The organism is Paenibacillus sp. J31R120 (assembly GCF_056269225.1).
In genome coordinates, this window is record NZ_JBWDNN010000007.1 from 143,307 (window position 1) to 159,719 (window position 16,413).

At 43.5% G+C, this 16,413-nt stretch carries 18 protein-coding genes; 10 read left to right on the forward strand and 8 right to left on the reverse strand.

What is annotated here, in order from left to right; translation table 11 throughout:
- Nucleotides 1-65: 65 nt before the first annotated feature.
- The 3 genes from AC0YNW_RS22500 to AC0YNW_RS22510 all read right to left on the reverse strand — a co-directional run bounded on the left by AC0YNW_RS22500 (nt 66) and on the right by AC0YNW_RS22510 (nt 2,814).
- Complete coding sequence (locus tag AC0YNW_RS22500; RefSeq protein ID WP_475833857.1) at nt 66-1,079, reverse strand: sensor histidine kinase; 1,014 nt, start codon at nt 1,077-1,079, stop codon at nt 66-68.
- Nucleotides 1,076-1,789 (reverse strand): response regulator, encoded by a 714-nt coding sequence (locus tag AC0YNW_RS22505; RefSeq protein ID WP_475833858.1) that lies wholly within the window; start codon nt 1,787-1,789, stop codon nt 1,076-1,078. Before AC0YNW_RS22505 ends, AC0YNW_RS22500 begins: the two co-directional genes overlap by 4 nt.
- A 191-nt stretch (nt 1,790-1,980) precedes the next feature.
- Nucleotides 1,981-2,814: a hypothetical protein gene (locus AC0YNW_RS22510; protein WP_475833859.1), complete on the reverse strand. Its 834-nt coding sequence runs from the start codon at nt 2,812-2,814 to the stop codon at nt 1,981-1,983.
- 325 nt (nt 2,815-3,139) lie between these two features.
- Between AC0YNW_RS22510 and AC0YNW_RS22515 the strand changes: the two genes are divergently transcribed.
- The 3 genes from AC0YNW_RS22515 (at nt 3,140) to AC0YNW_RS22525 (ending at nt 4,773) form a co-directional block, all read left to right on the forward strand.
- Entirely contained in the window at nt 3,140-3,709 is a 570-nt protein-coding gene (locus tag AC0YNW_RS22515; RefSeq protein ID WP_475833860.1) for a hypothetical protein, read from the forward strand.
- A gap of 59 nt (nt 3,710-3,768) precedes the next feature.
- The gene (locus tag AC0YNW_RS22520; protein WP_475833861.1) at nt 3,769-4,341 is read left to right on the forward strand and encodes a GNAT family N-acetyltransferase; all 573 of its coding nucleotides are present in this window, start codon (nt 3,769-3,771) and stop codon (nt 4,339-4,341) included.
- A 99-nt stretch (nt 4,342-4,440) separates the two neighbouring features.
- Nucleotides 4,441-4,773, forward strand: coding sequence for a DUF1904 family protein (locus AC0YNW_RS22525; RefSeq protein WP_475833862.1), 333 nt, complete (start codon nt 4,441-4,443; stop codon nt 4,771-4,773).
- 117 nt (nt 4,774-4,890) lie between these two features.
- Here the strand turns inward: AC0YNW_RS22525 and AC0YNW_RS22530 are convergent, their stop codons facing one another.
- Together AC0YNW_RS22530 and AC0YNW_RS22535 are read right to left on the reverse strand one after the other, a co-directional pair.
- Complete coding sequence (locus AC0YNW_RS22530) at nt 4,891-5,637, reverse strand: SDR family NAD(P)-dependent oxidoreductase (protein WP_475833863.1); 747 nt, start codon at nt 5,635-5,637, stop codon at nt 4,891-4,893.
- A 66-nt stretch (nt 5,638-5,703) separates the two neighbouring features.
- Nucleotides 5,704-6,354, reverse strand: a complete 651-nt coding sequence (locus AC0YNW_RS22535; protein ID WP_475833864.1) for a TetR/AcrR family transcriptional regulator — start codon at nt 6,352-6,354, stop codon at nt 5,704-5,706.
- 413 nt (nt 6,355-6,767) lie between these two features.
- On the opposite strand from AC0YNW_RS22535, the gene AC0YNW_RS22540 reads away from it, so the two are divergent.
- The 4 genes from AC0YNW_RS22540 (at nt 6,768) to AC0YNW_RS22555 (ending at nt 11,023) form a co-directional block, all read left to right on the forward strand.
- Entirely contained in the window at nt 6,768-7,511 is a 744-nt protein-coding gene (locus AC0YNW_RS22540; protein WP_475833865.1) for a GntR family transcriptional regulator, read from the forward strand.
- Nucleotides 7,512-7,722: 211 nt separating this feature from the next.
- Complete coding sequence (gene deoD, locus AC0YNW_RS22545; RefSeq protein WP_387477139.1) at nt 7,723-8,439, forward strand: purine-nucleoside phosphorylase; 717 nt, start codon at nt 7,723-7,725, stop codon at nt 8,437-8,439.
- 30 nt (nt 8,440-8,469) lie between these two features.
- Nucleotides 8,470-9,807, forward strand: a complete 1,338-nt coding sequence (locus AC0YNW_RS22550) for an MFS transporter (protein ID WP_475833866.1) — start codon at nt 8,470-8,472, stop codon at nt 9,805-9,807.
- 265 nt (nt 9,808-10,072) lie between these two features.
- Nucleotides 10,073-11,023, forward strand: a complete 951-nt coding sequence (locus AC0YNW_RS22555; RefSeq protein WP_475833930.1) for a YndJ family transporter — start codon at nt 10,073-10,075, stop codon at nt 11,021-11,023.
- Here the strand turns inward: AC0YNW_RS22555 and AC0YNW_RS22560 are convergent.
- Complete coding sequence (locus AC0YNW_RS22560) at nt 11,014-12,021, reverse strand: VanZ family protein (RefSeq protein ID WP_475833867.1); 1,008 nt, start codon at nt 12,019-12,021, stop codon at nt 11,014-11,016. The genes AC0YNW_RS22555 and AC0YNW_RS22560 overlap by 10 nt on opposite strands.
- Nucleotides 12,022-12,333: 312 nt before the next feature.
- Between AC0YNW_RS22560 and AC0YNW_RS22565 the strand changes: the two genes are divergently transcribed.
- Both AC0YNW_RS22565 and AC0YNW_RS22570 read left to right on the forward strand, forming a co-directional pair.
- A complete protein-coding gene (locus AC0YNW_RS22565; RefSeq protein ID WP_475833868.1) occupies nt 12,334-13,134 on the forward strand; it encodes an AAC(3) family N-acetyltransferase in 801 nt (266 codons plus the stop codon).
- A 201-nt stretch (nt 13,135-13,335) separates the two neighbouring features.
- Entirely contained in the window at nt 13,336-13,830 is a 495-nt protein-coding gene (locus AC0YNW_RS22570; RefSeq protein ID WP_475833869.1) for an SRPBCC domain-containing protein, read from the forward strand.
- Nucleotides 13,831-13,918: 88 nt separating this feature from the next.
- Here the strand turns inward: AC0YNW_RS22570 and AC0YNW_RS22575 are convergent, their stop codons facing one another.
- Nucleotides 13,919-14,464: a DUF402 domain-containing protein gene (locus AC0YNW_RS22575; RefSeq protein ID WP_475833870.1), complete on the reverse strand. Its 546-nt coding sequence runs from the start codon at nt 14,462-14,464 to the stop codon at nt 13,919-13,921.
- 217 nt (nt 14,465-14,681) lie between these two features.
- Nucleotides 14,682-15,707: an aldo/keto reductase gene (locus AC0YNW_RS22580; RefSeq protein ID WP_475833871.1), complete on the reverse strand. Its 1,026-nt coding sequence runs from the start codon at nt 15,705-15,707 to the stop codon at nt 14,682-14,684.
- 116 nt (nt 15,708-15,823) lie between these two features.
- Between AC0YNW_RS22580 and sigZ the strand changes: the two genes are divergently transcribed.
- Nucleotides 15,824-16,381 (forward strand): RNA polymerase sigma factor SigZ, encoded by a 558-nt coding sequence (gene sigZ, locus AC0YNW_RS22585; RefSeq protein WP_475833872.1) that lies wholly within the window; start codon nt 15,824-15,826, stop codon nt 16,379-16,381.
- Nucleotides 16,382-16,413: the final 32 nt, after the last annotated feature.

Here is a 16,413-nt window from a genome sequence, read left to right on the forward strand (position 1 = left end):
TCTTAAGTTATAAGAAAGGAAGGGATGCCGCTATCGTTCTAGATAACATCAACATTACATATTTGTCACCTTGTCAACTCTGGATGATTGGATAATGAAAAACCAATCTTGACCTCCGTCCCCACTCCCAAAGAGGATTGGATTGAAACCTTGTGACAGAGCTCATCCCCTATTTTCCGAACGAGATATAAGCCGATGCCTGTGGATTCACCAAATTTGCGTCCGTTGGCACCCGTAAAATACAAGTCAAATACTCTAGGCAGGTCTTGAGGGGAGATGCCTATGCCTTCATCTTTCACAGTCAATGTCATATCACCATCCTGTTGATCCGCAACAATTCTGATGTATCGGTTGCCACCATCAGAATAACGAATGGCATTGGTAAGCAGCTGCATGAGTATAAACTTCAACCATTTGCGATCTGAAAGTACGATGGCATTCTCCTGTACATCAGCTAAAGGGAATAACTGATGGTGTATGAAGTGGCTCTTTAATTCGTTAATGACTTCAACCACCAATGGCTCTATGGATATCCTTTCAATATAGAAATCCTGCCGGAAGGAGGACATTCTTGACAGGGTCAGAATCATATTCAACTGATACTCCATACGAACGATTTCAACTTGCATGTCCTCCGAACCATCCGAGTCCTCACGATCCTGAACTATCAGGTGCAATGCGGAAAGCGGAGTTTTCAGCAAATGGACAAAACGGTTCATAAAATCAATTTGCTCCTGTTTTGCCTGTGTGGCTCTTTCTCTGCAGCTCTGCATTAAATGATATTGCCGTGCAAGCCCTCTCTTGAAGGTACGCAGCAACGGTGAAGTTACGTCCATTTGCAAGAAAGACTTTGGATCTTTGCAATCAGAAACCTTGCTTAACCATTTATAGCCGCTGCGTCCAACCACATAACGACAGGAAAGATAAATGAGCAGCATAAAAAGACTCACCAGAAAGAGATACACGATATTGCCTTCAACAACAGTTACATCCAACCAGCGAAACGTCGCATATAAAAATATAAACTGCATGACATGAAGGACGATATAGGATGTATTCTCCCTTACAAATAATCTCATTCGTTGTCCACCTCGTTCCAAGATACGTTCAAACGGTAGCCTAAGCCCTTGACGGTTTCGATGGCATTTTCTATCCCGAGCTCTGTGAACTTCTTGCGTAACCGAGCTATATTGACATTCAACGTATTCTCGTTGATGAATTCTTTTTCGTCCCACATCCGTTCAAATAGTTTCTCCCGCTTTACCGTGCGTGGATATTTGTTAATGAGCAGGTCGAGCAGATCGGCTTCTTTTTTCATAAGCGATAATCTCTGCTGTCCGTAATGCAATTCTGGGCGTTCTGGAAAAAACGTCATTCCATAAAAATGAACTTCTCGTTCCGTATCAGCGGCTCCGTTAGATAATTCCCCATACGAACGTCGGATTTGGCTTTTCACTTTGGCAACAATGACATCATAATAAAAAGGTTTGGTTACAAAGTCATCTCCGCCACATTCATGGGCCATCACCTGATCCAATTCTCCTGTTCGAGCAGAAATAAAAATAATGGGACAAGATGAAATTTTTCTGATTTGCTTGCACCAATAATATCCGTCAAATTTAGGCAGGTTCACATCCAGCAAGACAAGATGAGGCATGATTTGTTCAAAGGCTTGATCTATGGCATCAAACTGAGTCACCATAATGGGCTGATATCCGTATTTATCCAAATGATTGGATAAAAGCTCGGCAATTCGCTGATCATCTTCTACAATGAGAATCCGGTACATTAATCCTCCTACACACTTGGGTCATTTTGAGTACAACCAAATTTTTCTTTTTATGTATTATGCATTTCGACGCCCCCCTCTATTTCCCTTTATATAACAAACAAGACCACAAAAAAGGAGCTTGTCGCGATGTGACAGCTCCTAATGATTCAATTGATTCTTCTTTTTTACCGTCCACTTTATCTTTCGCTCTACCCTGTAAAGGTGCGAAGTAAAGACGGCCATACGGAAATGTTCTCACGGCAGGATGGACATATGGTTTCCCCCGCTAAATAACGCAGATGCGCGGCCAATATTCGCTCTCCGATCGCTTCCGCCCGCTCCGCTAATGCTTGTACTTCCTCATCTGCAAATGATGTAACCGGGACAATGATATGTGGTTCCTGACCCGTGTGAAAGACGGGATCTTCCGCATAGGCTTGAAGAATACCTGAATGATCTTCAACGGTCCATATGTACACATCTTCCTCGCAAGCCGGACACACGGCGACATATTCATCACCCTCGCTGAATGTTATCAGCATGTTGGCTATACTGTATGAGCCGCGATAAGCAGCATCCGCAATCAAAATGTAACGCTTCTCTGTTTCGTCCATAGCTTGTTGCGCTGCATAAGCGAACACTTCCTTTGTAAGCGCCCGGAGCTTATCAATTGCCTCGATATATTCAATATATAATTCCGTACAAACGGTGCTTCCTACATCCTCAGCCAGTTCAGCCCAAGATGCCGGGAATGGTGCCTCATCTCTCCCATCTCGGCTTGCCTCGATGATACCGCAGTTGATATAGAACTCTTTGCGCACTTCCGAATCCGAAGCAGAGCAGGCTAGCTGTGCCAAATACGGCATTGACGCGTAGGTAGCCGTATAGATCGTATTTTGATGGAATAGATACTCCTGAAAGAGTTCGTCAAAAACCTCCTGGCTATACTCCTGCGCCAGCTGCTGCAATAACGCTGGTACGTTGTCAGCAGAACTGTACGGACCTGACAGCTTTCCCCATATATCACTATCCCACTCAAGCATGCTTTCCCTCCGTTCCTGAATTCCCAAATGCTATAGTTTCCACTTATTGTAGCATACGAGAACATTGGAATCAGTCCTCATATCCTCGTCTTATATACCTGACTTAAGAGCTCTGCTGAACCATAGTTGCAGGTGATATCTTCTTCACCTTAACTGTATGTGCAGCTTAACTTTTAGAGTAATTAAACAAATTTACTACAAAACTGTTCTCATTTCCATTTTGTTGAACTATAATGGATTTGTAGTTATTGGTTCGCTTTACTCTATAACTACAAAAATTCAAGTAGTGCCAGCTAGTATTACTTTATGATGGGAGTGTACTCCATTGAAACAACTGCGGATTCCTTTATTTCTACATGATATTTTTGGTGAAAAACAATCTGTTGTGTCTATTTTGTCCATATTTCTTTTTGGAGGACTATTAACGGCTTCGTTATATTTGATGTTCCCCCAACTAACGGAAAATTTGCCGGTGTGGCGCGGCGCCCTGGCATTCCTATTCATTTTCGATATATTTTCCGGATGTGTGGCCAATTTCACTCCTTCAACCAGCAACTTTTATGCAGCACGAAAAAAGAATCGTATCGTATTTATTGCCATACATTTTCATATTGTGCTTGTTGCACTTCTTTTAAATACAGATATTTGGTACTCCATTGGGGTTTGGGCGTATACAATCGCAGGGGCATTGGTCGTGAATGCTCTACACGGTAAACCATCTCAACTCCTAATTGCAGGCTTGCTTCTATCGATTGGCCTGGGTGGTATTCCACTGCTGCCAGATATACAGCCCTATATGCTGACCATCTGTTTATTATTTATGCTTAAAGTGTTATTTAGCTTCGCTGTGGATCATTATGGTAAAGCAATAAACAACATCGGTGAAGACACATGAGTTCTCCGTATACAATATCCAAGCTAACACAGTCATACAAACCCGCATTCGTGTCACTTATGAGCAGAGCGTTTGCTCAAGATCCCTTATTCCTGCACTTGTTTGGCAACTCGCAATTGGACCAAAAAGCAAAAAACAAAGTAACCGCTTTTGTTTCCTTTATGTTTGATAAGAGCTTTTTTTGCAATGAGGAGGTGTGGGGAATTTTTGAAAATGAAAGCTTGCTTGGCACTTATCTCATTGAGAAACCGCAATTAAATAAGCTGCAGAATATAAAAGGCGTATTTTTCGCAATCATGTATTCTATTCTATGGAGTACACGAATATCAGGAAAAACCTTGAATCTCCTTCATTCTTATATGCGTATCACAAGATCCGCTGCCCCCTCATTAACGCATCACTACCTCGTTATGATTGGAGTAAAGCCGGAGGCTCAGGGAAAGGGACTCGGTACAGCCATGCTGCTGCACCTGTTAAATATGGTAAATGAAGACGATACCTCGCAAGGAGTCGCTTTGGATACTGAAAATAAAGAAAATATAAAGTTGTATCGGAGATTTGGCTTTACGATGAGTAGAGAAACACAAATCAACCATGTACCCGTGTACTGTATGTTTTATCAGAAAAATTAGTCCATTCTTCAATTTTATCTCCATTTGCCACAGGCTGACTTGTACATATACAATAAGTAAATGAAAAAGCTAAAGTTAGATCGATAGGAGGAATATTAGATGCCGCAATTAATTTTTAGAGGAGTTCCAGCCGAGGGCATACGTTCCATTAGCATACCTCTTGTAGAAGAGATGGCTGCCATATGCCAATGCGGAACGGATAATTTCACTTTAGAATGCTTGCACGTCACCGCTATATTTGACGGAAAATATACCGATTCGTATCCTTTCATCGACGTATGGTGGTTTGAGCGCGGGGATGAAGTGCGCGATAAAATGGCCGAGGCCATTGATAGGCATGTCCGCTCGCTGGGTATACCTGATCTGGAGATTTCCTTCCGGGTTGGCCGCGAGGAAGATTTCTATATGAACGGACGCCGTTATAGATCCTAGCGGAGCCGTCACAAATTCAAAACCACCATTCATGGAATGGTGGTTTCTTTGTCAATTGAGGATTGCTAGGACTTATTCAGAGACACGGCAACCATGTTCGCATAAAATATAAGTTGCTTATACAGCCGTATAGCCACCATCTACCAACAAACTGGTTCCCGTAATAAACGAGGCATCCTCGCTTGCCAAAAACAAAACCGCCTTTCCTACTTCTTCAGATGTGCCCAATCTTCCTACCGGATGTTGGGCCTGCAAATATCGCAGCGCTTCCTTCGGTAGTCCACTAATTAGAGAGGTTTCAATATAGCCTGGACAAATGGTATTCACACGAATACCTTGGGCGGCATACGCCGCAGCCGATGATCTTGTCAGCATATGAACGCCTCCTTTGGCTGACGCATATGCCGCTACACGGGCTTTCCCTACAAAACTATGAACAGACCCACAATTGACAATTGCCCCTCCGTCGCCTTGAACCAGCATTTGCTTGATCACATGTTTGTTGCAAAGAAACACACCGGATAAGTTCACTTGAATTACTTTTTGCCATACCTCATAATTAACCAGGTCGGTTGGACCATCGTTGGCTACCCCTGCATTGGCAAAAAGTACGTCTACCCTGCCAAACTGGCGAACCGTGGTTTCCACCATTTGCATGACCGATTCTTCACTTGTCACATCCGTTTGTATAAAAATACTATCCAGGCCCTTTCCATTGAGTGCTCTGGATATCTCCTTGCCCCTATCAGAATAATCAGCCACGACTACCTTAGCTCCTTCTTCTGCAAACAATCGAGTTGTAGCCTCCCCAATCCCGCCTGCTCCGCCAGTTACAATAACAACTTTGTCCTGAAATCTTTTCATTTTCAAGCTCCTCTCAAATTAATCTAACTAGTTATTTATATTTAGGGATGTAAAAAGCCTCCCTGTCTACAACAAGGACGGCTCCATCAATCCATAAACAACGAGAAGGACCAGCTGTTCTTTAAATTGTTCCAGTGATATCATCGAGTTATCAGACATTTCGCTAAGTCGACGATAGGACTGCACAAATGGAATGACCAGATTCATCAGTACAATCGGCACCATGATCGGTTCAATATCCTTTCGGATCAATCCGTTTTCTTTTGCAGACTCAGCAAGCCGGCGAAACAGGATCATATCATCGGGCGAATAGGCAATGGATTTCCATACTCTCCACTCCTCCGCAGATTCCCATACATATATTTTTAAATATCTCGGATGATCCAATAGAAACTGAAACGAGTTCTGTATGACCTCTTCCAGCATTCGGCGGAATTTTGACGGATCTGAGGTCGTTGCCGCGTCTGCTAAGCTGCCCCCCAACAAACCTTCAAATACGGTATTGCCCAACTGATCCGCCCGTTTAATCACACCCGTATACAGCCCTAGTTTGTCCTGGAAATACTGGTATATAAGGCTTTTATTATACCCCGACAGGCTCGCTATCGAATCAATTCGAGTGGCGGCATACCCATGCTCAGCAAACATCTCCTCTGCAGCGTCAAGAATCATCTCTTTTGATCTGACTGCATCATACGTTTTTCTCTTCTTTTGCATGCTTATGAACAACTCCAATTATTTCTAAACTAACTAGTTAGAATTTTGCTTGATTCCAATTCATTTGTCAAGTACAAGCGCTCTCAGCTTCCTACAACAAAGTAAAAGCTATTGCTGCAGAGAAAAAGGATAGGGGCAGGACTACGATACCAAAAAAAACGTGAAGATTCATAAAGTGGAAACGCCGATGTCTGGCTTTTGAAACAACGACCTTTGGTCGACTGGGCCACAGCATGGATGGAACGCAATAGGCTGCATGTCTAGTAGAAAGCGACTGTGCTTATGGAGCTGCAACGGAGTTGCTCTGTCTGCTATATGTGTACACTTTAACGCAAGTCCACTCAAACTCAACGATTACAGGTGTGCTATAATATGCTCTAACTGATGAATTAAGAGAATAGGTGTGTGAACCGATGGAAATAAAGCCGGGACATCTACCCAAGGAAAAAAAGCCGCTATACCTTACGGTATACGATGAACTTTTCAAAAAGATCATGAGTGGGGTGTTCCCCTCCAATAGTCAATTGCCTACTGAACCTGAGCTTGCCAAAATGTTCGACGTCAGCAGAATGACGTTAAGACAAGCATTAGCTCTATTACAGGATGACGGGCTGGTGACGAGTATTCATGGTAAAGGGAACTTTGTGACCCGATCTCGAATGATGCAGCGAAATGATGGGCTGGAGAAAATCGGAAATCCTATTTATAAGTGCCATACTGAGGACATTGACCAAGTCGACATCCAGTTCAGACTGGACCTGGAGAGTGACTACACGAAAGAGGTCTTGAAAAGGAAAGCCACGGCGGTGGTAGCTATTGAGCGCTGGTATATGAGTAAAGGACAGGCGGTGGCTTATGGGTTTACCTTTATGGCTATTGAGGCCGTAACCGAATTGAACCTGGATCTCCAAAATGAAGAGCAACTGCTGGACATGCTTGAGAATAAGGTATATGAGCTCGCTAACTCTGCAACGGTGGAGGTCAAGCATTCCACAGTGATGAATACCTCCTCTCAGAAATATAAACTTGATGCCGGCGAGGGATGTGACTTGCTGCTGGAGAGTCTATATGTCAATGAACAGTACCCTATGGTATACAATAAATATTATATTCCCAAAGAATTTAGCCAGATTGTGATCAACGCTTCGAAAAATTAGGACGTATGATCATTGAGGGCAGTGCTTTCTCCATACAGGAGAGACCACTGCCCTTTTTTGCATAGGAGATCGGCTTAAGGGATACAATACGGGAAATTCCTCCAGAAAAAATGTGTTGATAAGGGACGGCGATATGTGGTACTTTATCCATGTACCAATTAGACAACTTTATATACAACTATACCAATTTGTAAGGAAAAGGAGATTTGACATGAGCACATCCCATAAAGAAACACCGCATATTAAACCTGGAGGCGTAGAAATCGCCGAAACGATTCTATTGCCGGGCGATCCCCTAAGAGCGCAGTTTATTGCAGAGAACTATTTGGAGAATGCCGTCCAGTTCAATAATGTCCGCGGTATGCTGGGCTACACAGGAACGTTCAAGGGCAGAAAAATTTCCGTAATGGGAACTGGTATGGGAACTCCGAGCATGAGCTTGTATTCATGGGAGCTGATTCATGTATTCGGCGTTAAAAATCTCATTCGAATTGGTTCCGCTGGGGCGATTCAAGATCATTTGAATCTGTATGACATTGTTTTTGCAATGGGTTCTGCAACCGATTCCAATTACGGACATCAATACAATCTCCCAGGCCACTATTCGATTACGGCATCGTTCGAGCTGCTGGAAAAAGCTAAGAAGATCGCGGATGCGCAGGGGCAGAAGGTTCATGTAGGTAATGTGCTCTCCAGTGACATCTTCTATAATGCGGATCAAACTGCGCTGAAGAGATGGAGCGAGATGGGCATTCTATGCGCTGAGATGGAATCTGCAGGACTGTATATGAACGCAGCTCAAGCCGGCGTTAACGCACTGTGCATCTTGACGATCAGCGATCATATCTTCAGACATGAATCCACGACTACTGAAGAGAGACAGACTGCTTTCACTAAAATGATGGAAATTGCACTGGAACTTGCTTAATCATCTGATTCCAAGAAGGGAATGTGGCGAATGGCTACAATAACTGAACAAGCACCACAAACTACCCCATCCTTTCAAGCGAAAAGGGCCGTCCCTGTCATTCTGCTCTTTTTCGTCTTTGCCTTAATCATCGATAACTCCTTCAAGCTGGTTTCAGTAGCTATAGGCGATGATCTGGGAATCTCGGCAACTATGGTTAGCTTGCAAGCCTCGTTAGCGGGACTTGTAATTGGCATCGGCGCGGTCATCTATGCCTCTTTGGCCGACACCATCAGTATCAGAAAGCTGCTGGTTGCAGGGATTATCTTAATCTGCATTGGTTCGATTATCGGGTATATTTTTCAAGACTCTTATCTAATCATTGTTGTTGCTCGTATGATCCAGACTGCTGGTCTGGCCGCGGCTGAAACTTTATACGTAATCTATGTAATGAAACACCTGCCCAAAGAAGAACAGAAAAAGTTCCTGGGCCTTAGCACAAGCAGCTATTCGCTTTCTCTTGTTATCGGTTCCCTTACAGGGGGATTCGTGTCCACCTATTTAAGTTGGACAACGTTATTCTTAATTCCGCTGCTGTCGTTGATCCTGCTTCCCTTCATTTTGAAATATTTGCCGAAGGAGCAATCTCGGAAGAGTCATGTTGATCTTATCGGCCTTATTCTCATATCCGCCATTACGACTTCAGTGTTGATGTATTTGACGGATTTCAACTGGATCTTTATTGTGAGCTTCGTTGTCACAGCAGCACTATTCCTTGGCTATATCAGCAAGAGTAAGAAGGCGTTCATCGGGATTTCCTTCTTCCAAAACAAACGGTTTGCAGCGGTTCTTGCCATCGCCTTTGTGATTTATACCGTTCAACTGGGCTACATCTTTATTTTCCCATTCCTGCTTCAGAAGATGTATGATCTTCAGCTCGACACGATTTCACTGCTGCTGATACCAGGTTATGTAACGGCGATCATCGTCGGCTCGCTGTCTGGCAAAATAGCAAAAGTATTATCCAATAAGCAAGCGGTTTCCATTGCTATGGGCTTAATCGCATGCAGCTTGGCTTTGCCCGGCCTTACTGGGGGTTCGGTTCCTGTATATGTGATCTCCATGCTTCTGTTCGCGGGGTCATTCGCATTCATGTACGCGCCTATGCTTGATTCCTGTGTACGCTCCATTCCTGCAGAGAAGTCAGGAACAGCCATTGGATTCTACAACCTGGTGTTGAATGTAGCCGCTTCTATCGGCATCACCTATACGGCATCTCTTATGGATGTAGTTTCCTTTGGAACGGTGTTATGGATCCTTGCTGGCGTTGCCTTGTTCGCTCTATTGATGTACGGGCTGCTTGTAGGCCGACTCACAGAGTCTAAATAAACACCCTTAGCTTAAACGCCCAAAACACTTCCTCTTGGGAGGTGTTTTGGGCGTTTTATATTTCCTCCTTTTGAAGGCGTTCTTCTTGAAGCCATCACTTATGATACGGTTCAGCTTAACGGGTCTTTCTACAAAAAAAGTGTTACACTACTAAAAAGAGAACCAAATATCTACAATAAAGCAAGCTTCACAAACGGATGCAGGCAGGTATTACGCCAAGCGCAGTTAGAAAGGAATCACCATGAATAGTCTCTTGAGGAAAATGATGAAATCATTGATCGGACCAGCGATTCCCGGTGGAATCATGACAATCCTTATATTTTATCTGGATTACTTCCAATTCGAGCTTGTTGAAAAATTTCTGCTGTTTGCAGCCTTCGTCATTGTACCTCTTGTGATTTTACTTTTGAACCATGACGAAAAGAATGCACATCAAAGGAAGATCTATGCTGTTATTAAGCTGCTTCAATTTCCCGCAGCGCTTCTTACCTTAGCCTCCGTAATGAGCAGTAAGATGTGGGGGTTAGGAAGCACTGCAATACCAGGGACTCTCTCCCTTGGGTGGCTGCTGTTCACATTGCTGCTTTGCATTTATGGCTTGATCAATATTGTGATTCATAAGGGACAAACAGCGGAAATAGCGATTGGCGCGGGGCTCGTTTATTTCTTTATAGGAGGCATTTGGTTCACCTTATATCAGTATCAAGTTAACCTCTTCCAAGCTAATCCTGCTACGCACGCGTTAAGCTCAGTCCACTTTCATTTTTCATCTGCTATCGTTCCGATTTTTATTGGTGTGCTGGGACGGATTATGACGAAAAAAAACTGGTATCCCTGGGTCGTAGCCATCGATATCATCGGACCCATTCTGATCGCTATCGGTATGATTTTCTCAAAGCCGATTGAGTACATTGGCGTCACTATGTTCGCCTGTAATATTGTAATTTATACCACTTATCTCCTTGCATACTTAAGGAGAAACTCTCTACACCATAAGGCAACCTTCTTTTTAGTCCTTTCTTGCATAGCTTTTTATTCGGTTATTGTCCTATCCATGTTCTATCCGTTACTGAAAAACATGTTTTCCTTCACCATATTCGATTTCATTCCGATTTACGGAGCGCTGCATGCGTTTGGATTTGTTTTATGCGGGCTGATCGGATGGGTGTACATGGCAGATTCTATTAAGAAAAATCGTTTGCCTTTTTACCCATAGAATAACGATTTTAGTTTTTCTTTCAAACGATTTATAATCATTTGTCCCGTGTTTACTTCTGTAAGAGTAACGTCCCACATCACGGCATTTGTAGCCGGGTTTGGGTCATCATTCATTAATTTAATGGTAATTTCATTTACTCCATTTAAGGGGATTTGAAAGGTGTCCTGATTCAATCCGCTTTCGGCTGATAAACCTAATGAATAAATCTCTATGCCATCCGCAATAAAAATGATGTCACTTCTCCCATCGCTTGCTGCGTTGATTACATCATCCGGTATTGCGGCATAGCCTGCCATTCTTGTATATTTCCCATTTAAAAGATACGTAAACTCATTAGTTCTTGTATTGTTTCTACTGTATACATTGATCTGAGGCTCAACCTTTTTTTGAACGGAAGTGAAACTTGAAAGGGTTTCATCCCACAGTACAGACCCATCTTTTAATGCGAGTTGATTCAGGGCTACGACTTCGCCGCCTCCCTTTTCTAAATAATGATTGATGCCACCAACAATAGCAATGACTCCAATCGCAAGTACAATGGCTGTTAAGAAGATTCGGCAGATCCCTTTGAAGTTATCTCGATCACGGCGCACCAACCGCTGTGCCCCAAATCCTACCGCCGCCCCTAATGTATTAATGATGATATCATCAATATCAAAGGATCCTAAACGAGAAAGCATTTGTATGATTTCAACAATCGTAATGGACAGAATAAATAAAGTTATAAATCGAATGAAGTGGCAACGAAACAGAAGTGGGATGACAATTCCAAAGGGGATAAAGGCTACAAAGTTGCCCAACTCAAAAAACCAAAGCTGAAAGCTCCGTCCCATTGGAAAGTGTAAAGGTATCCCTTCAGGTATTAAACTATATCGCATGCTAGAATCTTCAAGAAAGGAAGCTCGGTTAAAACCTATATACAAAAAATATAAGGTCAAAACGGTATATACTGCTAACAGTATAATGGTGATTTTTCGTAACTTTCCTTGATACATAATTACATCCTTTCTTTTCTGCAAAACTGCAGATGGACGTCCCATTCATTTTTGAACCGTAGCTACTTTGAGTACAGTTTACATACATGTACAGATACTTACGATACCATTTTAGAGAACAAAAATTAAATATGTGTTAATCAACTCTTATTTTTCCCTAATGATTGCCGCATAGAAAAAGGGCTGGTACAATATAGTTAGTAATGAAATTTTAGGGCACTGCTTCGCTAGCCTTGCTAGAGACAACCCCGCTACTTGTAGCCGGGTTGTTTTTTTGTTCTTCATTAAAATGACAAGGTGGAGATTCCGATTATGATTGAAACAAAAGCCATTCTAACCAAAGAAGACCTCATCGACAAGTTCAAAGACTGCGGACTCATGGAAGGACAAACCATCATGGTCCATACTTCGTTAAGCAAGCTTGGTTTTGTTGTAGGCGGAGCCGAGACGTTCATTCGATCCCTGCTTGAAATCGTCGGAGCAACAGGAACCCTGGTCATGCCATCCCAAACGTGGAAAAATCTCGACCCGTCCACAGGCGTGCACTGGGAGGAGCCTGTAGAGTGGTGGCCTGCCATTAGAGAACACTGGCCCGCTTATGATAAAGAGGTTACCCCGGCAATCGGTATGGGCGTCGTGGCCGAGATGTTCCGCAAGTGGCCAGGAGCCAAAAGGTCCGACCACCCTGCGCGTTCCATAGCAGCAGTAGGCAAGCATGCGTCATACCTAACGGAAAATCATGATTTGAGCAATATTTTTGGAGAAGGCTCCCCGCTCGATAAGCTGTACCAGCTAAACGGTTACGTGCTTTTGGTTGGCGTCGGCTACGACAAAAACACGTCGCTGCACTTGGCGGAAACAAGGGCCAATTTCCCTGGCAAGAAGTTCTCCGAGGAAAGCAGCGCCATGAAGATTAACGGCATACGCGAATGGGTGACTTACAAGACCCAAGCTGTGGATGACGAAGATTTTATTCAATTAGGGCAGCAATACGATAACGAAAAAAACGTGAAGATTCATAAAGTAGGAAACGCCGATGTGCGCTTCTTGGAACAACGACCGTTGGTCGACTGGGCCACGGCATGGATGGAGCGCAATAGGATGCAGGTCTAGCGTGTGCTTCTTGGACCATTGACGGGTCTGATTGTCCGCCCTTTTTTTGCTGCTCCAATCTGACAACTCCCCCAACTGATGCTGCCCGTGGACTTTCCTTTTTAACTCTGCTTTATAAGTACGTTAATTTGGAAATAATGAAAATCAAATTATATTACGACCAATACGAAAACCACTGCCTGTAAAATTGGAGGAAATACAATGTCAACTCAAATCAAAATTACTTATACTTTTAATGCTCCACGTGAACTCGTTTTCGAGGCATTCACCAAATCCGAACACCTTCAGAACTGGTGGGGGCCAAAAGATTGGACATTTGAGGTTTCTCAATCAGATTTCCGCTCGGGCGGGGTTTTTCATTATAGCCAGAAGCCCGAAGACGGCGACAAAATGTGGGTTAAATTTGAATACAGTGATATTGTCTCACCTGAGAAAATCATTTACATTAGTTTCTTTGCTGATGAGGAAGGCAACACTGTACGTGCACCCTTTGACGAAAATTGGCCTATGGGAACCTTGACTGCTATGACGTTCATTGAGGATGAAGGAAAGACCAACCTGACAGTGGTTTTAATGCCAGTATCCCCGACTGAGGAAGAGGACAGTACCTTTAATGAATCAAAAGACATGGTTAAAGAAGGATTCACTGGCACCTTCGATCAATTAGCAGAATACTTATTGAAGAAGTCATTATAAGCACTAGTCTTGCTGCTTCAATTCACCATAACGGACAAAACAGTGAAAACTTCAAAGGAGCTGGCAACTGCCACCTCCTTCGTTATTTTTATGGAACCATTCCTTTAAGCACTTCATAATCTCTGTTCCATCTATGAATTAAACGATTTCTGTTCTCCAATAGAGTCGTTCTAACGATCTCTTTTTCCTTAATGGCCAGATCATACTGTTCTGCTGATATCACCTTGTCATTGTTTGCTGCTAATAACTCGTCCTCATCTAAAATATAAACTTTATTATTGGGCAGCAGTATTACATCTATATACAGATCATCAAAGTATGGTATTCCTTCATCGGTCAATGAGCTCTCTGCGATAATATCAAAATAATGTTGAATAACCTCACCCTTACTGTTTATTACGGTTGTCAAAATATGATGTCCTTCATCCGGAATATGTTCAAGCCATGTATATTGATCATCAATAATGATGAGCTCATAATTTTGTCCTATCCGAAAGGTTATTGGACTCTTTACGTTTTCAAATTGCATCAAGCAAATATGTCCTTTAAAATCTAATTCATCTATATATAATTGTGTATATTTTTTCGCGGGTTTAATGGACCAATGAGACAGATCAGCATACTTACGTTTCATTCTTCACTCCCCCAATAAAAAACCCTCGATATACCCCAATCGTGCCCTCATCCATAACTCCTACAGATCCCTATATCCTTCTTGTCACCCTAATTATCGCCATCGCTTATTATAAGGCTAAGCGTAACACCTATAGAGCAAAATCCCAAGTATTGTATTGATGTAAGCAGCAAAAAAGAGCTCATCTTACGATGAACTCTTTGGTCTTGCCTTTAGTTTAGTATTTCGCATGCTTCCTCACGATCGAATCATCGCTCTCCAAGAATGGCCATGCCGGGTACTCGATCGGGATGCGGCTGACCTCATCCAGTCTGAGCAGTTCATCGCTTGTTAGAGTAATCCCGCTTGCCGCAAGGTTTTCCTGTAGTTGATCGGGTCGTTTTGCGCCAATAACGACACTCGTTACGGCCTTCTGATTCAGCACCCAAGCAAGAGCGATTCTAGCCACCGTCGTCTCGCGTACTGCCGCAATATCCTGAAGCGTGTCGATAATCGGAAATACTTTATCCTTGTCGACCGGAGGAAACGGAACGTTCGTATGCCGGTCGTTGTCATTGCCCGGATTATCCCGCGTGTATTTGCCAGACAGGAAGCCCCCGGAAAGCGGACTCCAGACGATTAAACCCATATTTTGATCCTGAAGCACTGGAATGATTTCCCGTTCGATCTCGCGCGCGGCGAGAGAGTAGTAAGATTGGCTGCTCTTGAAAGCGTGAAGTCCGTGAAGCTGCGAGAGACCCCGAGTTTTCATGATGTTCCACCCGGTCATATTAGAATTGCCGATATAGCGAACTTTCCCGCTCCGAACCAGATCGTCGAGAGCCCGAAGCGTTTCTTCCCAGTCCGTTAATTGATCGGGGTTATGGACTTGATACAGATCGATATAATCCGTTCCGAGCCTCTTCAAGCTTGCTTCCACTTGCCCAATGATATGCAAGCGAGATAACCCGAGCTCGTTCGGACCAGATCCCGTGCGTCCTCTGACCTTCGTTGCGATCAAAGCTTGATGCCTTTTGTTCTTCAGAGCCTTGCCGAGAATTTCTTCCGATTGTCCGACCGAGTATACATTGGCCGTATCCAAAAAATTCACACCGGCATCCATCGCTTGATCGACCAGAATGCCCGCTTCCTTTTCACCCAGGCCGCCGAAAACACCCCACTTCTCGCCGCCGCCGAATGTCATTGTTCCCAATCCTATCTCCGATACCAGCACTCCCGTATTGCCAAGCAAGTTGTATTTCATCGTCTTTACTCCCTCCATTATTTGGTTTACATTAATGGAGACGAAGTCAAATCGGAATGGACGCAAATTAGAGAAACATTTTTTGAATAAATTTCGTTGAGTGGGGGACCGCGCTGATGAATTTAGAGCAATTATGGGATGAACACTATGAGCACGTCCGGAATTTCGTTTTGCATAAAACGAATCATCACACTGATACCGAAGACATTGTGCAAATGACCTTTATGAAAGCTTATGAAGGGATGGCCCGTCTACAGGATGATGAAAAGAGACGAGCATGGATTTTTCAAATCGCAAGAAATAGCATCATTGATCATTTCCGGAAGGAAAAAAAGACGGTGGCACTTCTGGATAACGCGACCATTGTCGAAGAAGAACCAGTCGCGGATTGTAATTCGGAGGCCGCTGAAGGGATGATGAGCATCCTGACTCGCATGCCTGATAAATATCGGGAGGCGCTTGAGCTTTCCGAGCTGCAGGGCATGTCGCAGAAGCAGTTAAGCGAACATCTGAATATCTCTTATTCGGGAGCGAAATCCAGAGTGCAGCGAGGCCGCGAGCTAGTAAAAGAGATGATGACAAGCTGCTGCGCTATCGAAGCCGATCATTACGGGAATATCGTAGAATACTCCGTCATTCATGATGAACCGAAACCAAAGAAGAAGCCCAATTAATATTCAATCCGGCATGTGATGAGTTCTCTGAG

Coding starts and splice junctions, on each gene's coding strand:
- AC0YNW_RS22530 (WP_475833863.1), bottom strand. CDS start 5,637: ATGAAAAGATTTCAGGACAAAGTTGTTATTGTAACTGGCGGAGCAGGC.
- AC0YNW_RS22560 (WP_475833867.1), bottom strand. CDS start 12,021: ATGTATCAAGGAAAGTTACGAAAAATCACCATTATACTGTTAGCAGTA.
- AC0YNW_RS22565 (WP_475833868.1), top strand. CDS start 12,334: ATGATTGAAACAAAAGCCATTCTAACCAAAGAAGACCTCATCGACAAG.
- AC0YNW_RS22580 (WP_475833871.1), bottom strand. CDS start 15,707: ATGAAATACAACTTGCTTGGCAATACGGGAGTGCTGGTATCGGAGATA.
- AC0YNW_RS22550 (WP_475833866.1), top strand. CDS start 8,470: ATGGCTACAATAACTGAACAAGCACCACAAACTACCCCATCCTTTCAA.
- AC0YNW_RS22510 (WP_475833859.1), bottom strand. CDS start 2,814: ATGCTTGAGTGGGATAGTGATATATGGGGAAAGCTGTCAGGTCCGTAC.
- AC0YNW_RS22500 (WP_475833857.1), bottom strand. CDS start 1,079: ATGAGATTATTTGTAAGGGAGAATACATCCTATATCGTCCTTCATGTC.
- sigZ (WP_475833872.1), top strand. CDS start 15,824: ATGAATTTAGAGCAATTATGGGATGAACACTATGAGCACGTCCGGAAT.
- AC0YNW_RS22525 (WP_475833862.1), top strand. CDS start 4,441: ATGCCGCAATTAATTTTTAGAGGAGTTCCAGCCGAGGGCATACGTTCC.
- AC0YNW_RS22535 (WP_475833864.1), bottom strand. CDS start 6,354: ATGCAAAAGAAGAGAAAAACGTATGATGCAGTCAGATCAAAAGAGATG.
- deoD (WP_387477139.1), top strand. CDS start 7,723: ATGAGCACATCCCATAAAGAAACACCGCATATTAAACCTGGAGGCGTA.
- AC0YNW_RS22505 (WP_475833858.1), bottom strand. CDS start 1,789: ATGTACCGGATTCTCATTGTAGAAGATGATCAGCGAATTGCCGAGCTT.
- AC0YNW_RS22575 (WP_475833870.1), bottom strand. CDS start 14,464: ATGAAACGTAAGTATGCTGATCTGTCTCATTGGTCCATTAAACCCGCG.
- AC0YNW_RS22540 (WP_475833865.1), top strand. CDS start 6,768: ATGGAAATAAAGCCGGGACATCTACCCAAGGAAAAAAAGCCGCTATAC.
- AC0YNW_RS22555 (WP_475833930.1), top strand. CDS start 10,073: ATGAAATCATTGATCGGACCAGCGATTCCCGGTGGAATCATGACAATC.
- AC0YNW_RS22520 (WP_475833861.1), top strand. CDS start 3,769: ATGAGCAGAGCGTTTGCTCAAGATCCCTTATTCCTGCACTTGTTTGGC.
- AC0YNW_RS22570 (WP_475833869.1), top strand. CDS start 13,336: ATGTCAACTCAAATCAAAATTACTTATACTTTTAATGCTCCACGTGAA.